The sequence below is a fragment of the Methylomonas sp. PHL2-19 genome, assembly GCF_059331595.1.
Map to the genome: position 1 here is coordinate 2,657,810 of NZ_CP196839.1, position 19,220 is coordinate 2,677,029.

Consider the following 19,220-nt stretch of genomic DNA (forward strand, 5'->3'; position numbering starts at 1 on the left):
TGAGTTCCCAAGCGGGAGCTTGGGAACCAGACGAAACCAGATCGACCGGCTGGTCGATAGGTCACTCCAATTCCCCATCCATCTCTAACGCCCGCATCTCCAAGCCTTCGATTTCTTGTAACGATTTGCCGGCAATCCCTTGCAAGTCGCCGTACATGCCGACTGTGGCGTTCATCACCCGCTCAATTTGCGCTTCGCGTTTGGCCCATTGTTTCAGGATGGCTTTGCGCTCTTTGTCCAAGTCTTCCTGCATGGTGGAGAAGGCTTCGACGATGGCTTCGACCCGTTGCCGAAAGCGCGGGCCGGTTAAATATTCGTAGACCAAAGCAGTTTTGCCGTGCTGGCCTTCGGCGGCGAGGCGGGCCAAACCGATTTCCAGCAGGGTGTGGCGCAGGATAGTGGCGACCGGCAGGGCGGCGCGGGGGCTAGTGACCCAAACGCCGTCGATGACGTCGAAGGTTTCCACGTCCTTGGGCAAGGCATGGCTGACGATGACCGCCAATTCGGCTTTGGCGGCGCGCTGGTCTTCGCGCAGCTTCACCAGCCAGCCGTCGCTCCAGTTTTTGGTGCGCTTGGATTCCCACAAAATGTTGCCGGCCGGGGTGCCGTTCGGGCCGTTGACCCGTTGCAACACGTCGCCGCCGAATTCGCCCTTGGCAACCGGTTCGATATTGTCGAACGGAAACTTGGCGCGCAGCAGGTTTTCCAATTCCAGTTCCTGCACTTCGCCTTGCAGTTGCTGCGAGCCTTGTTCGGCTTTTTGTTTCAGTTCCTCGATTTTTTGCTGCATCGAGGCGATGGTTTGGTCCTTTTCCATCACCCGCAGTTTCAGGCCTTCCTCGGCTTCGCGTTTAGCTTGGCTGCGCACTTCAGCCAGATTGGTTTGCACGCGCTTTTCGATGGTCAGTTCCAGCTCGCGTTTGGCGTCGTCCAGTTCGCGCTGCTTTTTAATCAACTCGGCTTGGGCTTGCTGGGCTTCGGCCAGTTTGGCGTCGCGAACTTTCAACACTTCGTGCAAGTCGGCTAATTCGCGGTTCTTGCGTTCCAGTTCGGCGGCAGCGGCTTGTTTGGCTTTACGGGTTTCTTCCTCGATCACCCGCTGGCGCTCGGCTTGCAGTTGCTTGGCAACTTGCTCTGCGACTTGATCGTCCAGGCCGCGCTTGGCTTCGGCCAGTTGTTTTTCCTGATCTTTGATACCCTGTTCGCGCAAGGCAATCGCTTGGTCTTTTTGTTGTAGCTGTTGCTCAAACTGTTTACGGGTGGCAGCAATTAGCGGCGCGGCCAGCGATTCGGTCAACGGTACTTGCGTGCTGCAATTGGGGCAGGTGATGGTGGCTTCGGTCATGTTTAGGGGCTTTATATAGAGATTCGGAATACGCAGGCATTGGCGCCGGACACACTTGGCATTTTGACCCCGGCATCCGTGCCGGGTCAGGATTTACTGGGTTTGATGGATGGGCGCAAGCCGATATTTATCTACGCTGTCTAGCGGCTAAAGCATGGTCGCCCAAGGATTTCAGGTCGGCCAGCCCATGAATTTCGCAGCGTCCGCCGCGAGCGATATAGTCTTCCCGGTAATGGGCGATAAACTCCATCACGGTGTGGTCGATCAAGTCGGTGGCGCTTAAATCGAAGATCACGGTTTGGCCGTCGGCCAGGCTGGCTACCTGGCTTTTTAAGGCCAGAAAGTTGGAGAACAAAGCCGCACCGCTGACTTTAACAATCCAGCTGTTTGGTCCGTTGGCTTGCAGTTTAAAAGATATAGACAGCAAATTACCCAAGGGCACGCCGCGGCCGATGTGCAGCAACAATTTGGCGGCGATGCCGATCAGCACGCCGACTAACAGATTGGTGGCCAGAATCGCGAGAATGGTAATCACGAACAAAGCCAGTTGTTCCTTGCCCAGATCCATGCTTTTGGCAAAGGCTTGCGGCGAAGCCAAGCGATAGCCGGTATAAACCAGTAGCGCGGCCAGCGAAGCCAACGGTATGGTCGAGATCAAGTCTGGAAACAGCAACACAAACAGCAAGACGAAGCCGCCGTGAAAAAAATTAGCCCAGCTGCTGCGGCCGCCGGCGTCTATGTTGGCTGAGCTGCGGACGATTTCCGCAATCATCGGTAAACCGCCGATCATGCCGGAAACAACGTTGCCGATACCGACCGCACGTAATTCCTTGTTCAAGTCAGAGTAGCGTTTTTCCGGGTCGAGCTTGTCAACAGCTGCAGCGCTGAGCAAGCTTTCCAGGCTGCCCACCAGGCAGATTGAAATCACGCTTTCCCAAAACGCCAAGGCACTCAGTTTGCCAAAATCCGGCAGGTAAAAACTGGCCAACAGACTGTCCGGGAAAGTCACCAGAAAATGCGATGCAAACAAAACATCTTTAGGAACGATGAATGCTTCGCCCGGCTGCAATTGGTCGAGCTGGAATAGATGGCCGAGCAGGATGCCGGAGGCGATGACGATAATCGGCGCCGGAATCTTGCGCAGCAAAGGCTGGTGAATCTGCGGCCAGCCGATCAACACCACCATGCCGGCCAGTGCAATCAGGCCGATTTGCGGCATGAAGTAAATCAGGCTGTGCGGCAAGGCGGCGATGCCGGACAGGATGCTGGCACCTTGGCTTTGCACGCCGGCCATCACCGGCAATTGTTTGCTGATGATGATAATGCCAATCGCCGCCAGCATGCCGTGTACCACCGAAGCCGGAAAAAATGCCGCCAAGCGGCCGGCTTTGAAGTAACCCAGCACGGTTTGCAAGGCGCCGGCAATGACGATTGCCGCCAAGGTGTAGCGGTAGCCGGCCATTGCATCGCCGTCGCCGAGGGTTTGCACCGAGGTCAGAATCACTACGATCAAGCCGGCCGCCGGGCCGGTAATAGTGAGTTGCGCGCCGCCGATGCGCGATACCAGCAAGCCACCGACGATGGCGGAAATGATGCCGGCCATCGGTGGAAAGCCGGAGGCGACGGCGATACCCAGGCACAAGGGCAAGGCGATCAGGAATACCAAAAAGCCGGCGGTAAGGTCTTGCCGCCAATAATTTGCTAGCGAGGGTTTTTGCATGAATTCTCCGGGTAGGTCGCATGGCCCGATACGCACGCAGTTAAACGGGCAATGAATTGGATGAGGTTTTTATTCAATCATAACCAGTTTTTTCCGAACGTTATGAAGTTTGTGGGCGGATGCCCGTTCCGGCTTTTTGTTACGGGTATGGCTAAGCGGGTATTGAAGGCCGCAGTGGCAGGTTGGTTTTAACGTTTGCCTAGGCCTGCGACAGTACGTCGCACGGACAAATAAAACGGGCCTAGCCTGATGATTCGGGTAAAATGCGCCGGCCAATTCTGGTCTTTTTTTAACACTGAGAACTAGCTGTTTCCAGTTTCTTTTCCCGCTTAAATTAATAAATATGCACATTGTTGCTCGTGTAATTTTTGTCTTTTTCTGTTTGTTGTCAGGGCCCTTGCTGGCCGCCGATTCGGGTAACTCCAGCTTTCTGGTATTAAATTATCACGACATTCTCGAAGAAGAAGAGCGGGTGCCGCCATTTGATCGGATCGCGGTCAACAAAGACCATTTGGCCGATCATTTTGCCTGGTTAAAGCAGAACAACTATCACGTGATCAGCGTCCAGGATTTGCTGGATTGCATGAAGGGCGACAAGGTTTTACCGACTAAAGCCGTGATGTTGACCTTTGACGACGGTTACCTGAGTTTTTATACACGGGCCATGCCTTTGCTGAAAAAGTACAAGTATCCTGCCACCTTGGCAGTTGTCGGATCTTGGCTGGAACAGCAGAATGTGCCCGGTGTTAAACCGTTGATGACGCCGGCGCAGATTCGCGAAGTGGCGGAAAGCGGTCTGGTCGAGATTGCGTCGCACACCTATGATTTACATCACGGCATCGTCGCCAATCCGCAAGGCAATCAGCAAAGCGCGGTGACTTCGCGTTTGTACAGCAACGAGTACGACGAATACGAGAAAGACGAAGACTATCGCAAACGGATTTTCCAGGAAGTGGATAAAAGCTCCGAGCGTTTGTTTCAGATATTGGGCAAGCGGCCGCGGGTGATGGTGTGGCCTTACGGCGAATATAACGCCATCGCGCTGGAAGCAACGAAATTGGCCGGCATGCGTTTGACCATGGGCCTGAACGACGGCGCCAATACCCTGGCCGATGCGTATGTGATGAAGCGGATGATGATCACCGACGACGTCAACGCTAAACAGTTTGGCGAGATCGTCAAAAATCAGCGCGTGGGGCAGGAATTGCGGGTCGCGCACGTGGATATGGATTACATCTACGACGATGACGAAGAGCAGACCGAGAAGAATTTGGCCTTGGTGGTGGAGAGAATTAAAGCCAGCGGCGCCAATACCGTTTATCTGCAAGCCTATTCCGACCCGGACGGCGACGGTAATGCCGACAAGCTGTATTTCCCTAATCGGCATCTGCCGGTGCGTCGGGATATGTTTAATCATGTGACCTTGCAGTTGCGCACGCGGGCAGGCGTGAGAGTGTATGCCTGGATGCCGATCATGGCTTATAAAGCCGATGTACCGTTGAAATGGTACGTGAAAGAGTGGCGCGACGGCGAGCCGCAACTATCCCGACATATCTACACGCGATTGTCGCCGTTTAACCCGGAAGCGCGGCAGTTTGTCGGCGAGATATATGAAGACCTGGCGAAGCATTGCGACTTTAACGGCATTCTGTTTCACGACGACGGGATTTTGTCGGATTTTGAAGACGTCTCGCCGTTGGCGATGGACTTCAGTCGTAACGTCTGGGGCATGCCGGCCGAGTTCGACAAGATCCACGCATCCAGCGAGTTACGCTTGCGTTGGGCGCAGCACAAAACCGAGTTGATCGGTCAGTTTACCGATTATTTGACCGACAAAGTCCGGTTCTATCGGCCCTATATCAAAACCGCCCGCAATTTTTACTCTTTGCCGCTGCTAAAGCCTTATAGCGAAGAATGGTATGCGCAGTCTTTCCCGGCGTTTTTAAAGCATTACGACTACGTGGCGGTGGAAGCGATGCCTTTCATGGAAGAGGCGGAAAATCCCAAGCAGTGGTTGATAGAGTTGGTGGAAAAGACCGCGCAATATCCGGACGGTCTGGACAAGATGGTGTTCGAATTGCAGGCGGTCAATTGGAAAACCAAGCAGGATATTGCGATGCCGGTGTTTACCGAGCAATTCGAGTTATTGAAAAAACACGGCGCCAAGCATATCGGTTATTACCCGGATAATGTGTTTAACGATCAGCCGAAGTTGGCCGAGCTGAAAAAATTCTTCCCGGTTTCGAGAAAGGATTAAACGATACATGGAAAACTTGCTAGACCAAGCCTGGGTGCAGCAGTTTATCGACTGGTGGTTGATCACCCTGGAATATTTGCAGGAAGTGCCGTGGTGGCAGTTCAACGAATGGCTGTCGCGCTTTGTGTTTTATTATCCGTTGCTGATGGCCTATGTCTGGATGTTGGGCGGCATGATTTATTACGTGCGTTGGGAGCGGAATCGCGGCAATGTGTTGTCTGATCTGCCGCAGTTACCCGAATATCCGTCCGTGTCGATTCTGATCCCTTGCTATAACGAGGGCGAGAATGTCCGGGAGACCATCGAATATCTGCTGCATCAGGAATATCCCAACTACGAAATTATTGCGATCAACGACGGCAGCAAAGACAACACGCTGGAAATTTTGCACGAGCTGGCCGACCAGCACCCACAAATTCGGGTGGTCAATTTAGCCAGCAATCAAGGCAAAGCGGTGGGTTTGCGCACCGCGGCATTATTAGCCAATAGCGAAATTTTGATCGGCATTGACGGCGATGCCTTGCTGGCGCCGAATGCGACGGCCTGGATCGTTCGGCATTTTCTGGAAGATCCGCATGTCGGCGCGGTGACCGGTAATCCGCGTATCCGCAACCGTTCCACTTTGCTGGGTAAAATTCAGGTTGGGGAGTTTTCCGCTATCGTCGGCATGATCAAGCGTGCGCAGCGTTCTTATGGGCATGTATTTACCATTTCCGGAGTGATTGCCGGTTTCCGGAAAACTGCCTTGCACGATGTGGGCTATTGGAGTCCTGACATGGTGACCGAAGACATCGACATTAGCTGGAAGCTACAGCTGGCCGGCTGGGCGATTCGTTTCGAGCCGAATGCCTTGTGTTGGGTGTTGATGCCGGAAACGCTAAACGGCTTGTGGAAGCAGCGCAGCCGCTGGGCGCAAGGTGGAGTTGAGGTCTTGCTGCGTTATTTCCGGCCGCTGTTTAGCTGGCGTTCCCGTGGTATGTGGCCGCTGTATCTGGAATGCTGCATCAGTTTGACCTGGGCGTTTCTGGTGGTGGCGATGCTGGCGCTGGTGCCGATCGAGTGGCTTAGTAGCGAGCCTCAGGAAGCTTTGGAGGATTTGTCGCCACATTGGACCAGTATGTTGTTATGCGTCACCTGTTTGATTCAGTTTGCCGTCAGTTTGACTATCGATTCCAGTTACGAGCGTAAGAGCGGCGGCTCCGCGCAGCATTATTACTGGATGATTTGGTATCCGATTGTCTATTGGCTAATCAATGTCGGTACCACGATTAACGGCTGCATCAAGGCTTTACGCAAAAAGCGCGGCCAGCGGGCGGTGTGGGTAACCTTGGATAGAGGCTTGAGGCAGAAATGAAAGACATCATCATCAACCAACCGCATCTACAAAGTTTCTCGCAAAAATGCGGTTCGGCGTTTATGTCGGTATTGAGTTGGGTGCTTTGGTTGTACTTTTTGTGGCCCCTGTTTACGCTCGGCGCCTGGTTGATGGGTTTGAAAAGCCTGTCCGACGAGATCCGCTGGTTCGGGGGTTATAAAACGCTGTTGGAATTGTTGCAGTTGTACGGCGAGATCGTGGTGATCATTGCCGGCATTTGGTTGTTTTGGACTTTGTATTTGTCCTGGTTGCATGCCAGCGTCGCTCCTAAGCGGACCGCGCCTGTCACTGATCAACAGTTGGCGGTGGCGTTTAAAGTCGATGAAGCCTTGGTATTGAAGGCTCGGGCCGGCAAAAAAGTAACCGTGCACTTCGATAATCACGCGGTGATTACCGAGATAGATTCGTAGTAGTCCGGATTGCTGGGTTGCGGTTCTGCTTTTCGCGGCGTTGATGTTACACTGCGCTAGGCGTATTCAAGGACTTACATTATGCAACTTGCAATCACAGTGTTGGGCGGCAAGTCCAACGGTTTTATCGCGGAAATCCTCTCGGCCCTGAGTGCCTGTCAATGCAGTGTCGTGGAACTGCGCACGTCCAACCTGACCCAAATCACTGCGGCTTATCTGCTGATAGCCGGCAATTGGAATCATATCGCCAAGCTGGAAGGTATGCTGGAAGCGATAAAAGTTCGATTCGAAATTCAGATGAGTTTTTTACGGCCGGATGAAATCCCGCCAGTATTGGAGGGGGTGCCTTACACATTGGAAACCATTTCCATGGATAAAAACGACGTGCTGTTCGCGGTGACATCGTTTTTATTGGACAGGGGCATTTCTATCGAAGAAGTGACTGCCAGCCGCCATCAAGCGGCGTTTTTTAACACGCCGGTGTTCTCCACCAAATATGTATTGCTGGTACCGCCCGAAGTGCGCATTTTATCGTTGCGTGAAGAATTTCTGGATTTTTGCGACAGCTTGAATATTGACGCTATTCTCGAACCCATTAAAAGGTGATCTGATGACCTTAGCTACTCTCGGCTCTACCGTTCCCGATTTTGAAATTGCCGCCACCGGCGAAAAAACCGTCAAGCTCAGCGACTATCGCGGCAAAAAAGTCGTTTTATATTTCTATCCCAAGGACAACACCCCCGGCTGTACCCAGGAAGGTCAAGGCTTTAGGGATAATATCGAACAGTTCAATCAATTAAATGCCGTTATCCTCGGTGTATCCCGTGATAGCGTGAAAATGCACGAGGGATTTAAATGTAAACAAGAGTTTCCGTTTGATTTGTTATCCGATCAGGACGAGAGCCTTTGCAATTTATTCGATGTCATCAAAATGAAAAACATGTACGGCAAGCAAGTGCGTGGCATAGAGCGTAGCACTTTCCTGATCGACGAAGCAGGTGTGTTGGTCAAGGAGTGGCGCAAGGTGCAGGTCAAAACCCACATTGCCGAAGTGTTGGATTATTTGCAATCGGCCGCTGGATAAATCGGTGCCAGTCCATTCTCATTGATGAGGCTATTCAGTTAGCGTCAGACTACTTAAGACGACAGTCTAATAATCTTGTTTTGTCTTACGCTGGCTAGGGCAATTAAACCCTGCGCCCCGCTCAGGATTGTTTAATCCGGCGGTTTTGGCGATAATGAACACAGTTTTTAATCATTTGGACGAAACACATGAACGAAATGCTGTCCTCAGGGATTGAGCTGATGTTAATAGGCATGGGTATGGTTTACGCATTTTTGGCCATGTTGATCGTGGCTATCAATGTGATGTCCCAACTGGTGCGCCGCTATTTTCCGGAAATGCCTGCCAAGTTTTCGGATCAACCTGTCGTGGCAGGCAACGATAAAGCCGTCATCGCTGCTATTACCGCAGCTGTTCATCAGTACCGCAAAAAACATAAACACGGATAATCATACCCACAAGGTAGTAGTGCTCGGCCCAAAAACGTCATTAGGAGAAAAGAGTGGAAAAGGTAAATAAGCCCCTGGGAATTACTGAGGTGGTATTACGTGACGCCCATCAGTCAATTCTGGCGACCCGGCTACGTATCGAAGACATGTTGCCAATTTGCGAGCAGCTTGATCAAATCGGTTACTGGTCTATCGAGTCCTGGGGAGGCGCCACCTTTGATGCGTGCATTCGCTATTTGGGCGAAGATCCTTGGGAGCGTTTACGGCTGTTGAAAAAAGCCATGCCCAATACCCCGCAGCAAATGCTGTTCCGCGGGCAAAATATTTTGGGCTACCGGCATTATGCCGACGATGTGGTCGATAAATTTGTCGAGCGTTGCGTGGTCAACGGTATAGACGTATTTCGGATTTTCGATGCGATGAACGATATGCGCAATATCGACCGCGCCATCAAAGCCGTGCTACATACCGATGCCCATGCCCAAGGCACTATTTCCTACACCACCAGTCCAGTGCATACCATCAAGAAATGGGTTGAGCAGGGCAAGCAAATCGAGGACATGGGTGCGCACTCTATCTGTATCAAGGACATGGCCGGTTTGTTAACGCCTTACGATGCTTACGAGCTGATCAGCAAACTAAAAAAAGCCGTGGCGATTCCAATCCATATGCAATGCCACGCTACCACCGGTTTAAGTGTCGGTACATACATCAAGGCTGTTGAGGCCGGCGTCGACAATGTCGATACCGCCATCTCGTCGTTGAGCATGACCTACGGTCACAGCCCCACCGAAACCATAGTGGCGGCCATGGCCGGCCAAAAGCGCGAAACCGGTCTGGATCTAGCCAAGCTGGAAAAGATCGCCGCCTATTTTCGAGAAGTACGCAAAAAATATGCGCAATTCGAAGGCAGCCTGAAAGGCGTGGATGGCCGGATTTTAGTATCGCAAGTGCCGGGCGGTATGTTAACCAATATGGAAAGCCAATTGCGGGAGCAGGGCGCTGCGGATCGTTTTGACGCGGTGTTGCAGGAAATTCCGTTAGTGCGTAAAGACCTCGGTTACATCCCGCTGGTCACGCCCACTTCGCAAATTGTCGGTACTCAGGCCGTGTTGAATGTGCTAGCCGGCGAGCGCTACAAAACGATCAGCAAGGAAACCGCCGGTGTATTGAAAGGCGAATACGGCGCAACGCCAGCCCCAGTCGATAAAGAATTGCAGGCGCGCGTGCTGAACGGCGCCGAACCGATCACATGCCGACCGGCGGATTTGCTGGAAGCCGAGATGGACAAACTGGTGGCAGATGTAAAAGCCAAAGCCGCGGCGGAAGGCGTGAAACTGGCCGACAGTGTTGAAGAAGATGCGCTTATTGATGGTTTGTTTGCGCAAGTCGGCTGGAAATTCATTCAAAACCGCGGTAACCCGGAGGCTTTTGAACCTAAACCGGGAGCAGAGAGCGCGACAGCGTCAGTGCCCGCCGTTACCCAGAAAGCCGTGGTCGCAGAGACCTACACTGTTAACGTCGACGGCAAAAACTATCACGTAGCGGTGGCATCCGGCGGTGCCGACTTAGTCGTTAAACCGGTTACAGTACAGTCCGTTTTGGACAGCGGCCCCATGTTGGCAGCCACTGCGCCTATCGTCAGCGGCAGTGGTGTTGTGGAATCGCCGCTGGCTGGCGTGGTGCTTAAAGTCAATGTCAATGTAGGCTCTCATCTCTCCGAAGGCGATGTCGTTTTGATTATGGAAGCGATGAAAATGGAAACTGAGATCCGCGCCAAAGTAGCCGGTATCGTCAGCGCGGTAAACGTTCGTCAGGGGGATTCCGTGGCGGTCGGCGATGTATTGGTCACCTTGTAATATTTCTTATCGTTTAACGTGGTCTCGGGCCGTTAGCTTAGGCCCGGGATCTAAGTAATTCGCTGATCAGCGATTCGCGCCACGCTACTGGCGGGTGCGATGGCGGTGATTCTGATCAAACAACCGATTGAATACATAATCCATGGAAAATCTTAGACTGTTGTGGGAAAGCACGGGTATCTATAACGTTACCGGGCCGCAAGTCATTATGATGGCGGTGGGGTTTTTGCTGTTGTATCTGGCTATCAAAAAAGGCTTTGAACCTTTGCTGCTATTGCCGATAGGATTTGGCGCGGTGCTGAGCAACATTCCGGTGGCCGGCATGATAGACGAAGGCGGCATCCTTTATTACCTATATGGTGGTATCAAGGCAGGCATCTTTCCGCTATTGATTTTTATGGGCGTCGGGGCGATGACCGATTTCGGCCCGATGTTGGCTAACCCTAAAACTTTGTTTTTAGGGGCTGCCGCCCAATTCGGGATATTCGCGACTCTATTCGGCGCGTTGGCGTTGAATGCCGTTCCAGGTATGGATTTTACGCTTAAGCAGGCGGCGGCGATTGCCATCATCGGTGGTGCAGACGGCCCCACTGCGATTTATGTGGCGTCCAAATTGGCTCCGGAATTGTTGGGAGCGATTGCGGTGGCCGCGTATTCTTACATGGCATTAGTACCCTTGATTCAACCGCCCATCATGCGCGCGCTGACCAGCGAGCAAGAGCGGCGGATAGAAATGCAACAGCTTAGAGTAGTTAGCAAGGCCGAGAAAATCGTATTTCCTTTGATGTTGCTGGTGTTGACCGCCATGTTGCTGCCTTCGGCGGCGCCGCTGGTCGGTATGTTTTGTCTGGGTAACTTGATGAATGCCAGCGGCGTGGTCGAAAGACTGAGCAAAACCGCGCAAAACGAATTGATCAATATAGTCACTATATTCCTGGGTTTGTCGGTCGGCTCCAAGCTGAGTGCCGAGGCGTTTTTGAAAATGGAAACGCTGGGTATTTTAGGCTTGGGCGCAGTCGCTTTTTCCATCGGTACCGCCAGCGGCGTGCTGATGGCCAAAGTCATGAACCGTTTCAGCAGTACGCCGATTAATCCGCTGATCGGCGCTGCCGGTGTTTCTGCCGTACCGATGGCAGCGCGGGTGGCTAATAAAATTGGTTTGGAAAGTAATCCTCACAACTTTTTGTTAATGCACGCCATGGGGCCGAATGTCGCCGGCGTCATTGGCTCGGCGGTAGCGGCGGGGGTTTTGTTGAGTCTGGTGCGTTAACGAAACGCTGAGCAAATTGATTCCGCCGATTCGATGGATTCAACTTGTTACCTTCATTCCGGAACGGTCGAGGGATTTAATCAGTTTCAACGGACGATATTGGCGTGACAGGCATGGAAGCAAATAAGGCCGAGGCTGATCTGATAAAAGTGCTTTGGTTAACATCTAGCTACCCCAGGTATCCGCACGACAGCGCTTCTGTGTTCCTAGGTTATTTTGCACAAGCGTTGGCAAACCAACAGATCAATCTTCACGTTCTCGCGCCGGACCACTGTGACGTTGAACCCGCTTTTAGGCAAGGCAATCCCATCAGTAGCCACTTCCGATATTTTTTTCCCAGGCGGCTACAGCAGTTAGCCTATGGCTCGGGAATTTTGCCGAACCTTCGCGCCAAGCCTAGGCTAATCCTACAAGTGCCGTTCTTTATGCTGGCGATGTTGCTTGCAGCTATCAGGCGATTAATCATAGACAAACCGACGTTGATTCACGCTCACTGGATTTTTCCACAAGGCACCATAGCGGTATTGCTCGGCAAGTTGTTCAGGGTCCCGGTAGTGGTCACCGCGCATGGCGGCGACGCATTCGCGTTGCGAGGTGGCGTGTTAGCTTGGATCAAACGTTGGACCATCAAAAATTGCAACGTTTGGACCAGCAACACCCAGGCAACAGCCGATGCCGTCGGTCCGGATTTGCCAAAACCCCATATCATAGCGATGGGTATCGATTATCGGCGGTTTGCAGCCGGCAATGCTAAATTGCAAAGAAGCAGCGAACCTGAAAAACTGGTTTTACTCTTCGTGGGCCGGCTGGTTGAAAAAAAAGGCGTTGCCGATTTATTAGCGGCAGTGGCCGGATTGCCAATGCCATTGCGCGGTCGGACCGAGCTATGGATAGTAGGCGACGGCACCGAGCGCAAGCGTCTAGAAGCGCTAGCGTTTGAATACGGTATTAACGATCAGGTGATATTTTACGGCGGTTTACCCAATAGCCAATTACCGGGTTATTACGCTGCTGCCGATATTTTTATCGCGCCGTCCATCGTCGACGCTCAAGGTGACACCGAAGGGCAGGGGGTAATTTTACTTGAGGCGATGGCTAGCGGTACTGCGGTCATTAGCACCCGAACCGGCGGCATCGTGGAAGTTATCGAACACGGGAAGACGGGCTTGCTGGTTAATTCCAACGCACCGGCAGAAATCAGGGATGCCGTCGAACAACTCGTTGCGGATAAGGAGTTGAGGGTATCATTGTGCGTCGCGGGGCAGAGAGCCGCCGAATCTTATGAATGGCGAAAGGTAGCACTTAAATTCACAAACCTATATAGGCGATTGGAACAAATTCAAAGGCTTTCAAGTAAGTCTTGAAGTACCGTCGCCGAAAACATCCAGTCGTGAATCTGATTGTATTCTTTCGTTTTCCAGGACAGAGCCCGATGAATCCGTTCCGCTAAATCCTTCGGATTGCTGCTATCTGCCAAGCATTCTGGATAATCCTGCAAAATCCAGCGTGCGCCAGCCGAGTCCGAAGCAATGACCGGTTTGCGGCATTGCATGGCTTCATACAGCTTAACGGGATAACTATATTCGCCGAATGCTGAACGACGGTTGATGACCACTAATACGTCCATCGCATTGATCAGCAGAGGCATATCCTCATCCGCTAGATAATCGATCTCAATGACCGCATTCCGTATGCCTTCAGGTATTTTTATTCCTTGTTCCCGGCGCCCGGAAATCACAAGCTTGGCTTCAGGAAGCCGGTTCAATAAATAAGCCATTGCTTGAAATAATGACTCCACACCTCGATTTTTATAAAGAGACCCGCAATAACCAATGAGCGGCACTTCTTTTGGCAAGTTAAAGCGGTTTCGTATATTACTACCATCCAGCGGTTGGAATATAGGATCGGCTGCCATAGGGATAACCGTAGAATTATTATCCGCCCGAGTACGCACCATCAATTTAGCCAATTGTGGTCCGGCGGCGCTTATTGCAGAGCATCGCCGCAGAGAGCGACGCCAAAGCCAATGTAAAGGTTTTAACCAGGGAATATAACTTTCATAATTATCATAAGCGTCAATTAGCGTTTTTACGCCATATCGCCCCCCTAAATAAGTCGTGAGAATACCGTACCAAGTATCCGAACATCCGATTATCCAATCAGGTGCCTGAGTTTTAACTATTTCTTCCGCTTGTCTAAGAAAGGCTAAAGGGCCGCTTGAGCGTTTCAGCGGATAAATACTCACAGAAAACCATTCCATGCCATGGGCGTAAAGATGGATGGGGTCGCCAGCCTGATAATCCAGTAACAATAATGTGACTTCGTGACCGCGTTGCGCTAGATAATAAGATAAATAGAAAAAACGCCCATAGGGTCGAGTTAGCAAATCTCTCCCTTGCGGGCGGCGTTTGCATAGAAACAGCAGGCGCATAAAGCCAGTCTATAATCGAGCAACTACCTAAGTTTATAATCCTATGGTCATTTTTAATTCAGCTTCTTTGCACATTAATTTCACAACATCATCAATATCACTTTGAGATTTCCAGCCCAATTCGTTTTCGGCTCTAGTGGCATTGCCTTTACTGGTTCTTATGTCTAATGGTCTTGAGAGTCTTTTATCTTGTATAACATGGTCTGCCCAATGCAGTCCGAAGTAATTAAATACGCTTTCGACAAAGTATGACAGTGGTACTGTTTTACCCGTAGCAATAATATAATCGTCGGGTTTCTCCGCTTCCATCATTAACCACATCGCTTCCACGTATTCCGGCGCCCAGCCCCAATCCCTTTCGATGTCCAAGTCGCCAAGGCTTAATTTTTCCGTATTTCCAGCAGCTATTCGCGCAGCACCGCGCACTATTTTTTGTGTGACGAATCGCTCGGGCCTTAAGGGTGATTCGTGGTTAAACAGAATCCCGGTGCAGGCGAATAATCCGTATGCTTCGCGATAATTGGCTACTAAACCATGTGCCGCAGACTTAGCGACAGCGTAAGGACTTCGAGGATAAAAAGGCGTAGATTCAATGGCGGCTGTTTCTCCGGTATTACCAAAGCATTCGCTTGAGCCGGCATTATAGAAACGGGTGGGGAAATCGATAAATCGAAGCGATTCCAATAAATTCAACGTACCAGTGACGATGCTTTCCATGGTTTCAACGGGTTGTTCAAACGATAAACCCACTGAAGTTTGACCTGCCAGATTGTAAATTTCATCAGGCTTATGTCGTAATATTGTCGAATAAACGCTACGAAAATCGTTAAGCGCCATTGATACCGTTTCAACTTGTTCCTTAATACCCACGGCATGAAGATTTTTAAATGAACTTACCATCGCGTCGCGAGAAGTACCAATCACCGTATAATCTTTTGTTAATAAATAGCGGGCTAAATAAGCACCGTCTTGGCCGTTAATTCCACAAATCAATGCACGTTTCATGGTTAATTATTTAATAGTTGATGATAGGTATTAAGCGTTTCTCTGGCACATTTGTCCCAGGAAAATAGTTTGACGCGTTGTTTTCCTTTCGCTACCAGTTGCGCCGAGTAATCCGGCGATGAAACCACCCGTTCAATTACCAGGCGCATTTCGGTAGTATCCTCCGGATTAAATAGCTCGGCAGCGCTTCCCACTACTTCCGGTAGCGAACTGGTATTGGAACAGACCACGGGGCAGTCAGCAGACATTGCTTCCAGGGGCGGAATTCCAAAGCCCTCGTACAAGGATGGATAAATAAAAACCGCTGCTGAACGATACCAGGCAGCTAACTCATTGTCACCACCGGATGCATAAATGACATTGTCAGGGTTAATATTTAAAGTTTTAAAAAGTTTCAATTCAGCCGGAGTAAAGTTTCCGCCGCCAAAACAAACGATGGGAAATTCGTTCTTTAGCAATTTAGATTCCGAATAAGCCTTAAGTAAGTTTGCAAAGTTTTTGTAGCCGTTGCGTTTACCTACATATAATAAATGAGGTATATTTTTCCTATTCCGCTTGGGGTATGAGGTATCGGTAGAAAAGGAGTGCCCAAGATATATCACAGAGATTTTCTCATTAGGTATATCGGTCAATTCGAGCAAATCTTTTTTAGTATTTTCAGAAATGCAAATGATGTGATCTGCACGACGCAGTGAACGTGCCTTGATTTCACGGGTTCTATCCAAAATGGAAAAATCATTTGGATATTTTTCATGAATCATATCGCATACGGTAATGACCCGTTGCGCTCTCCGTGGACAACAGTCGAATAGGGAATAATAGGTTTCATGAAAAATGTCGGGATGAAACTTGTGTTTTAACAAATTGAGCGCGCCCACATTGGTGAATGTGGAAATTCTTCGTGATAGTATTTGTGGCAGTGCTCTTGGTAATCGCATGCCGCGAGGACGAATTGGGCCGCCTTCGTCAAAATATTCATTCGTATAGAGAGGAGCGAATATTTCGACAGAAGTTTGATCAAGTTTGCCCAAATTATTTGCCAACTCACAAAAGTAACGTGATATACCGCCATATCTTTGTATGCAAAATATTTGGTGGTCGAACAGGATGTTCATTTATTTAAAGGAAAATTATTTTTTTAAGAAATAGCAGTATTTTATCCGTTTTCCTGTTTGGCTAAGTTGGACCCATTGATGTTTGTTTGGATAATGTTCAGTATTTCGGCAGTGCATTCTTTCCAAGTTGGCCATGAGAAGTTCACGGTATTCTCACAGCTAGCGATTCTGCTAATCGTTAAGGACTTATGGATTAATGATACGAGTTCTTCCTTATTTGCAAGGGAAAAATAGGAGCAATGACTGCCGCCAATTTCATGAAACACCGGAATATCGCTTGCAAGTACCGGGCAATTAAATGATAGCGCTTCAACTAGTGGCAAGCCGAAACCTTCAGTCATGGATGGAAAGATTAATGCTTGGGCATTTTTATAGCAAAAGGATAGTTCATTATCGGAAAGGTCTTGAAACCATATCAAAGATGATCCAAACATGGGATGCGATTTTATTCTTGCAATAGTGGCATCTGATTCCCACCCATATTTTCCGATGATACATAGCTTAATGTTAGGATGTGTTTGCCAAATGCATTCAAAAACATCCAGCAAAAAGTTATAATTTTTTCGTGGTTCAATAGTGCCGACAGATATGTATACAGTGTTGTTTTCAAATAACTTATGAAGATGTTCTCGTACTCTTAAAGAATCGCTGATTAAATCAAGATCCGCTCCCAATTTGAATGCGACAATGTCTTTTTTTTGAATACTGGGACGGTCTGATATATATTCTTCAATAACTTTTGCTGTGTCATGAGATATGCTTAATATCAAGTCTGACGATTCGAGCGCGAAGTCTATTTTTGATGAAAAGTTTTTTTCGTGTATTTTTGTTACAAAATCACAATGAGTAATTGGGATCAGATCGTATATGATGGTAACTATCTTAGCATGGTTGTTTTTTGTCTCTGCAACAGCCTTATGGTAGAACGCTGACCACCAAGATGAGCCAGGAATAAATAGTATGTCCTTGCTAGATGGCTTCCATATATTTTTGGGCGCTAAATAAGTTACTAGATTTGCTGTTAAAATTATTGGTATGCATATGGGTAATAACATGGGTAGCAAAATAAAACGAGTATATTTACCCCATATTCTATCAATTAGGCCTGGCGATATAAAATATAGTATTTTTTTAAATATATTCTTTAGGCGTAAAATTTGGCGCGAAGCAATGCTAATTGAATGAAAATATCCAATTCCTTTGTTGAAGTCATCAACAACAATGAAACCATAAAATGGGTCATAATAGGTTAATTGACATGAAATATTTCTATCGGCGCAAATTGAAATCATGTTAGCAATTACATTGCGTTCAGTTCTGCGAATGCCTGTATTGCCTTCTCCACGAACAAAATCAGTACAGTCAATATAAATGCTCATTGTTTATCCTTAGTTCGGTTTCCAAAAATTCTTTATTGGATTTAGAGGGTAAAATGTGTGGTGGATTCAGTTATATATTATAGTCTGGGTAATTATTATTGAGCACTGAAGTTCGTGCCAGAGAGCTACCGTTACTGAATAACTGGCGTCTTAATAAAACGCCAAAGCTGGCAGTGTCGGAATAGCCTGATTTTGCTTGGATGGTTGTCGAGTTAATGAGTTTTCGTTTGCAAACCAAGCCAGGGATATTTCTTTGGATGATATAACTTGGATTGAGCTGTATAAAATTGGATAATTATAAGGCTTCAAAACAGATGATCAAGAATATTGACCCAAGAAAGGCTGCAAAATAGTCATCATTAATCTGTGCTTTTAATAATGACTAATCCAAAACAAGTAGACGCGAATCCATCAATAGCCAATTTTAAATGAGCTGATTGTTTAGAGTCGCTCCATTGTTCTTTCGACAACCATCCTTCTCCAACAGTATAAGGAGGGACATCAATAAACTTATCTAATACACGATCTCCAATATTAAAGTCGGGCCCCAACATAACATGACCTGATCTGATTAGACGTTGTGAAAGTTTAAGAAAATCTTTTTTCCTAAATAGAACCGTTGGCCAATTGTCAATAGTTTTTTCCTCTGAAAGGTAATTATACTCTGTTGTATGAATTGCAATTCCTCCAGGCTTCAAGACGGAGAGTGAATTTTCGACAAATGCGAGCCCTTTCTCAATCGATCCTAAATGTTCCATTGCACAAACGGACCAACAAAAATCAAATTCTTCATTGATCAAAGGGATTTCATTCATGTCGATATACCTATGTCCAACATTTTTATCGAACGTTTCTTTGTCAACAATATCTGGGTAGTAAGCTTGTTCTTTTGCTGTGGTGTGTTGTCCTGTTTCAGCCCAGCCTTTGCCAATTACCTGCTCAATTGAAAGATCGGAAACGATAACTTCCATTCCTTTCGAAGCGAAAAATGAAGCTAAAGGTTCTTGTCCGCACCCAAAGCCTAACCCTCGGATATTCTCGATCAACAGATTGCGTTCGTGCAGTATTTGTAACAAAAATGCAAATTCCCATAATTTCCTATGATAAATGGGCGCGGCTTTTATTTGATTACACCAATAGACGAACCAGGGGCTCTCGACATCGATCTGTGTTGTCGCCTTGCTAACAAGTCCATGATTTTGTGGTTCGCCAGATACATCTATTTGTTGAAGTTTAGGCTGTAATTCTCTTGCGATTTGATACCCGAAGTTTTTTGTATTTAATCTCATTATTTCAATATCTTTAGTTGCTGACCACAGGCTATTAATATTAGGTCTATTTTTTGAATCCGTGAGACTTAAAAGCTCTCGAAATAAAAAATTTGGAATTTTAAATATTTTTTTCATTTTATATGTGTTAGTTATTTGTGCTGATTACGGCGCTGTGTAAAGTTATCAGTTATATTGATAGTATAATTTATTCTCGCCAGAATACTAACAACAGGAATTTAGCTCTTAATAGATAATTTTTTGCTGCTTAAAC

The 19,220-nt window shown here is 48.5% G+C and carries 16 protein-coding genes; 9 read left to right on the forward strand and 7 right to left on the reverse strand.

The features are described 5' to 3' along the window. Positions 1 to 61: 61 nt before the first annotated feature. Together ACR02O_RS12380 and ACR02O_RS12385 are read right to left on the reverse strand one after the other, a co-directional pair. Complete coding sequence (locus ACR02O_RS12380) at positions 62 to 1,345, reverse strand: DUF2130 domain-containing protein (RefSeq protein WP_033156523.1); 1,284 nt, start codon at positions 1,343 to 1,345, stop codon at positions 62 to 64. 127 nt (positions 1,346 to 1,472) lie between these two features. Further along, a complete protein-coding gene (locus ACR02O_RS12385) occupies positions 1,473 to 3,065 on the reverse strand; it encodes a SulP family inorganic anion transporter (RefSeq protein WP_033156522.1) in 1,593 nt (530 codons plus the stop codon). A 343-nt stretch (positions 3,066 to 3,408) separates the two neighbouring features. Here ACR02O_RS12385 and pgaB point away from each other — a divergent pair, with 343 nt between their 5' ends. From pgaB to ACR02O_RS12430, 9 genes are all read left to right on the forward strand, one after another. Beyond that, a complete protein-coding gene (gene pgaB / locus ACR02O_RS12390) occupies positions 3,409 to 5,322 on the forward strand; it encodes a poly-beta-1,6-N-acetyl-D-glucosamine N-deacetylase PgaB (protein WP_494521715.1) in 1,914 nt (637 codons plus the stop codon). A gap of 7 nt (positions 5,323 to 5,329) precedes the next feature. After that, on the forward strand, positions 5,330 to 6,676 hold the full coding sequence (gene pgaC / locus ACR02O_RS12395; RefSeq protein WP_205450394.1) for a poly-beta-1,6-N-acetyl-D-glucosamine synthase: 1,347 nt from the start codon (positions 5,330 to 5,332) through the stop codon (positions 6,674 to 6,676). Further along, positions 6,673 to 7,107 carry a poly-beta-1,6-N-acetyl-D-glucosamine biosynthesis protein PgaD gene (gene pgaD / locus ACR02O_RS12400; protein WP_171695670.1) on the forward strand — a complete coding sequence of 145 codons (435 nt, stop codon included), beginning with the start codon at positions 6,673 to 6,675 and terminating at the stop codon, positions 7,105 to 7,107. The genes pgaC and pgaD overlap by 4 nt, the downstream gene beginning before the upstream one ends. 81 nt (positions 7,108 to 7,188) lie before the next feature. Further along, positions 7,189 to 7,713, forward strand: a complete 525-nt coding sequence (locus ACR02O_RS12405) for a glycine cleavage system transcriptional repressor (RefSeq protein WP_033156519.1) — start codon at positions 7,189 to 7,191, stop codon at positions 7,711 to 7,713. Positions 7,714 to 7,717: 4 nt separating this feature from the next. Further along, entirely contained in the window at positions 7,718 to 8,191 is a 474-nt protein-coding gene (locus ACR02O_RS12410; RefSeq protein ID WP_494521716.1) for a peroxiredoxin, read from the forward strand. A 188-nt stretch (positions 8,192 to 8,379) separates the two neighbouring features. After that, positions 8,380 to 8,619 (forward strand): OadG family protein, encoded by a 240-nt coding sequence (locus ACR02O_RS12415; RefSeq protein WP_036274151.1) that lies wholly within the window; start codon positions 8,380 to 8,382, stop codon positions 8,617 to 8,619. A 53-nt stretch (positions 8,620 to 8,672) separates the two neighbouring features. Next, positions 8,673 to 10,478, forward strand: coding sequence for a sodium-extruding oxaloacetate decarboxylase subunit alpha (gene oadA / locus ACR02O_RS12420; protein WP_033156516.1), 1,806 nt, complete (start codon positions 8,673 to 8,675; stop codon positions 10,476 to 10,478). Between the two features lie 142 nt (positions 10,479 to 10,620). Further along, entirely contained in the window at positions 10,621 to 11,748 is a 1,128-nt protein-coding gene (locus ACR02O_RS12425) for a sodium ion-translocating decarboxylase subunit beta (RefSeq protein ID WP_033156515.1), read from the forward strand. A gap of 113 nt (positions 11,749 to 11,861) precedes the next feature. Beyond that, positions 11,862 to 13,112, forward strand: coding sequence for a glycosyltransferase (locus ACR02O_RS12430; RefSeq protein ID WP_458137302.1), 1,251 nt, complete (start codon positions 11,862 to 11,864; stop codon positions 13,110 to 13,112). Here the strand turns inward: ACR02O_RS12430 and ACR02O_RS12435 are convergent. The 5 genes from ACR02O_RS12435 to ACR02O_RS12455 form a co-directional block, all read right to left on the reverse strand. Then, positions 13,088 to 14,179 carry a glycosyltransferase family 4 protein gene (locus tag ACR02O_RS12435; RefSeq protein ID WP_494521717.1) on the reverse strand — a complete coding sequence of 364 codons (1,092 nt, stop codon included), beginning with the start codon at positions 14,177 to 14,179 and terminating at the stop codon, positions 13,088 to 13,090. The two genes, ACR02O_RS12430 and ACR02O_RS12435, sit on opposite strands and share 25 nt — an antisense overlap. Before the next feature lie 33 nt (positions 14,180 to 14,212). Then, on the reverse strand, positions 14,213 to 15,184 hold the full coding sequence (locus tag ACR02O_RS12440; RefSeq protein WP_458137304.1) for a GDP-mannose 4,6-dehydratase: 972 nt from the start codon (positions 15,182 to 15,184) through the stop codon (positions 14,213 to 14,215). A 2-nt stretch (positions 15,185 to 15,186) separates the two neighbouring features. Then, positions 15,187 to 16,299 carry a glycosyltransferase family 4 protein gene (locus ACR02O_RS12445; RefSeq protein WP_458137305.1) on the reverse strand — a complete coding sequence of 371 codons (1,113 nt, stop codon included), beginning with the start codon at positions 16,297 to 16,299 and terminating at the stop codon, positions 15,187 to 15,189. 41 nt (positions 16,300 to 16,340) lie between these two features. Further along, positions 16,341 to 17,678, reverse strand: a complete 1,338-nt coding sequence (locus ACR02O_RS12450; protein ID WP_494521718.1) for a glycosyltransferase family 4 protein — start codon at positions 17,676 to 17,678, stop codon at positions 16,341 to 16,343. Positions 17,679 to 18,037: 359 nt separating this feature from the next. Further along, complete coding sequence (locus tag ACR02O_RS12455; RefSeq protein ID WP_458137307.1) at positions 18,038 to 19,084, reverse strand: class I SAM-dependent methyltransferase; 1,047 nt, start codon at positions 19,082 to 19,084, stop codon at positions 18,038 to 18,040. Positions 19,085 to 19,220 lie beyond the last annotated feature (136 nt).

What these genes read in the sequence shown, in the direction of transcription:
- pgaB (WP_494521715.1), top strand. Translation starts at nt 3,409, where the DNA reads ATGCACATTGTTGCTCGTGTAATTTTTGTCTTTTTCTGTTTGTTGTCA.
- ACR02O_RS12445 (WP_458137305.1), bottom strand. Translation starts at nt 16,299, where the DNA reads ATGAACATCCTGTTCGACCACCAAATATTTTGCATACAAAGATATGGC.
- pgaC (WP_205450394.1), top strand. Translation starts at nt 5,330, where the DNA reads ATGGAAAACTTGCTAGACCAAGCCTGGGTGCAGCAGTTTATCGACTGG.
- ACR02O_RS12405 (WP_033156519.1), top strand. Translation starts at nt 7,189, where the DNA reads ATGCAACTTGCAATCACAGTGTTGGGCGGCAAGTCCAACGGTTTTATC.
- ACR02O_RS12385 (WP_033156522.1), bottom strand. Translation starts at nt 3,065, where the DNA reads ATGCAAAAACCCTCGCTAGCAAATTATTGGCGGCAAGACCTTACCGCC.
- pgaD (WP_171695670.1), top strand. Translation starts at nt 6,673, where the DNA reads ATGAAAGACATCATCATCAACCAACCGCATCTACAAAGTTTCTCGCAA.
- ACR02O_RS12380 (WP_033156523.1), bottom strand. Translation starts at nt 1,345, where the DNA reads ATGACCGAAGCCACCATCACCTGCCCCAATTGCAGCACGCAAGTACCG.
- ACR02O_RS12435 (WP_494521717.1), bottom strand. Translation starts at nt 14,179, where the DNA reads ATGCGCCTGCTGTTTCTATGCAAACGCCGCCCGCAAGGGAGAGATTTG.
- ACR02O_RS12455 (WP_458137307.1), bottom strand. Translation starts at nt 19,084, where the DNA reads ATGAAAAAAATATTTAAAATTCCAAATTTTTTATTTCGAGAGCTTTTA.
- ACR02O_RS12440 (WP_458137304.1), bottom strand. Translation starts at nt 15,184, where the DNA reads ATGAAACGTGCATTGATTTGTGGAATTAACGGCCAAGACGGTGCTTAT.
- ACR02O_RS12430 (WP_458137302.1), top strand. Translation starts at nt 11,862, where the DNA reads ATGGAAGCAAATAAGGCCGAGGCTGATCTGATAAAAGTGCTTTGGTTA.
- ACR02O_RS12425 (WP_033156515.1), top strand. Translation starts at nt 10,621, where the DNA reads ATGGAAAATCTTAGACTGTTGTGGGAAAGCACGGGTATCTATAACGTT.
- ACR02O_RS12450 (WP_494521718.1), bottom strand. Translation starts at nt 17,678, where the DNA reads ATGAGCATTTATATTGACTGTACTGATTTTGTTCGTGGAGAAGGCAAT.
- ACR02O_RS12415 (WP_036274151.1), top strand. Translation starts at nt 8,380, where the DNA reads ATGAACGAAATGCTGTCCTCAGGGATTGAGCTGATGTTAATAGGCATG.
- ACR02O_RS12410 (WP_494521716.1), top strand. Translation starts at nt 7,718, where the DNA reads ATGACCTTAGCTACTCTCGGCTCTACCGTTCCCGATTTTGAAATTGCC.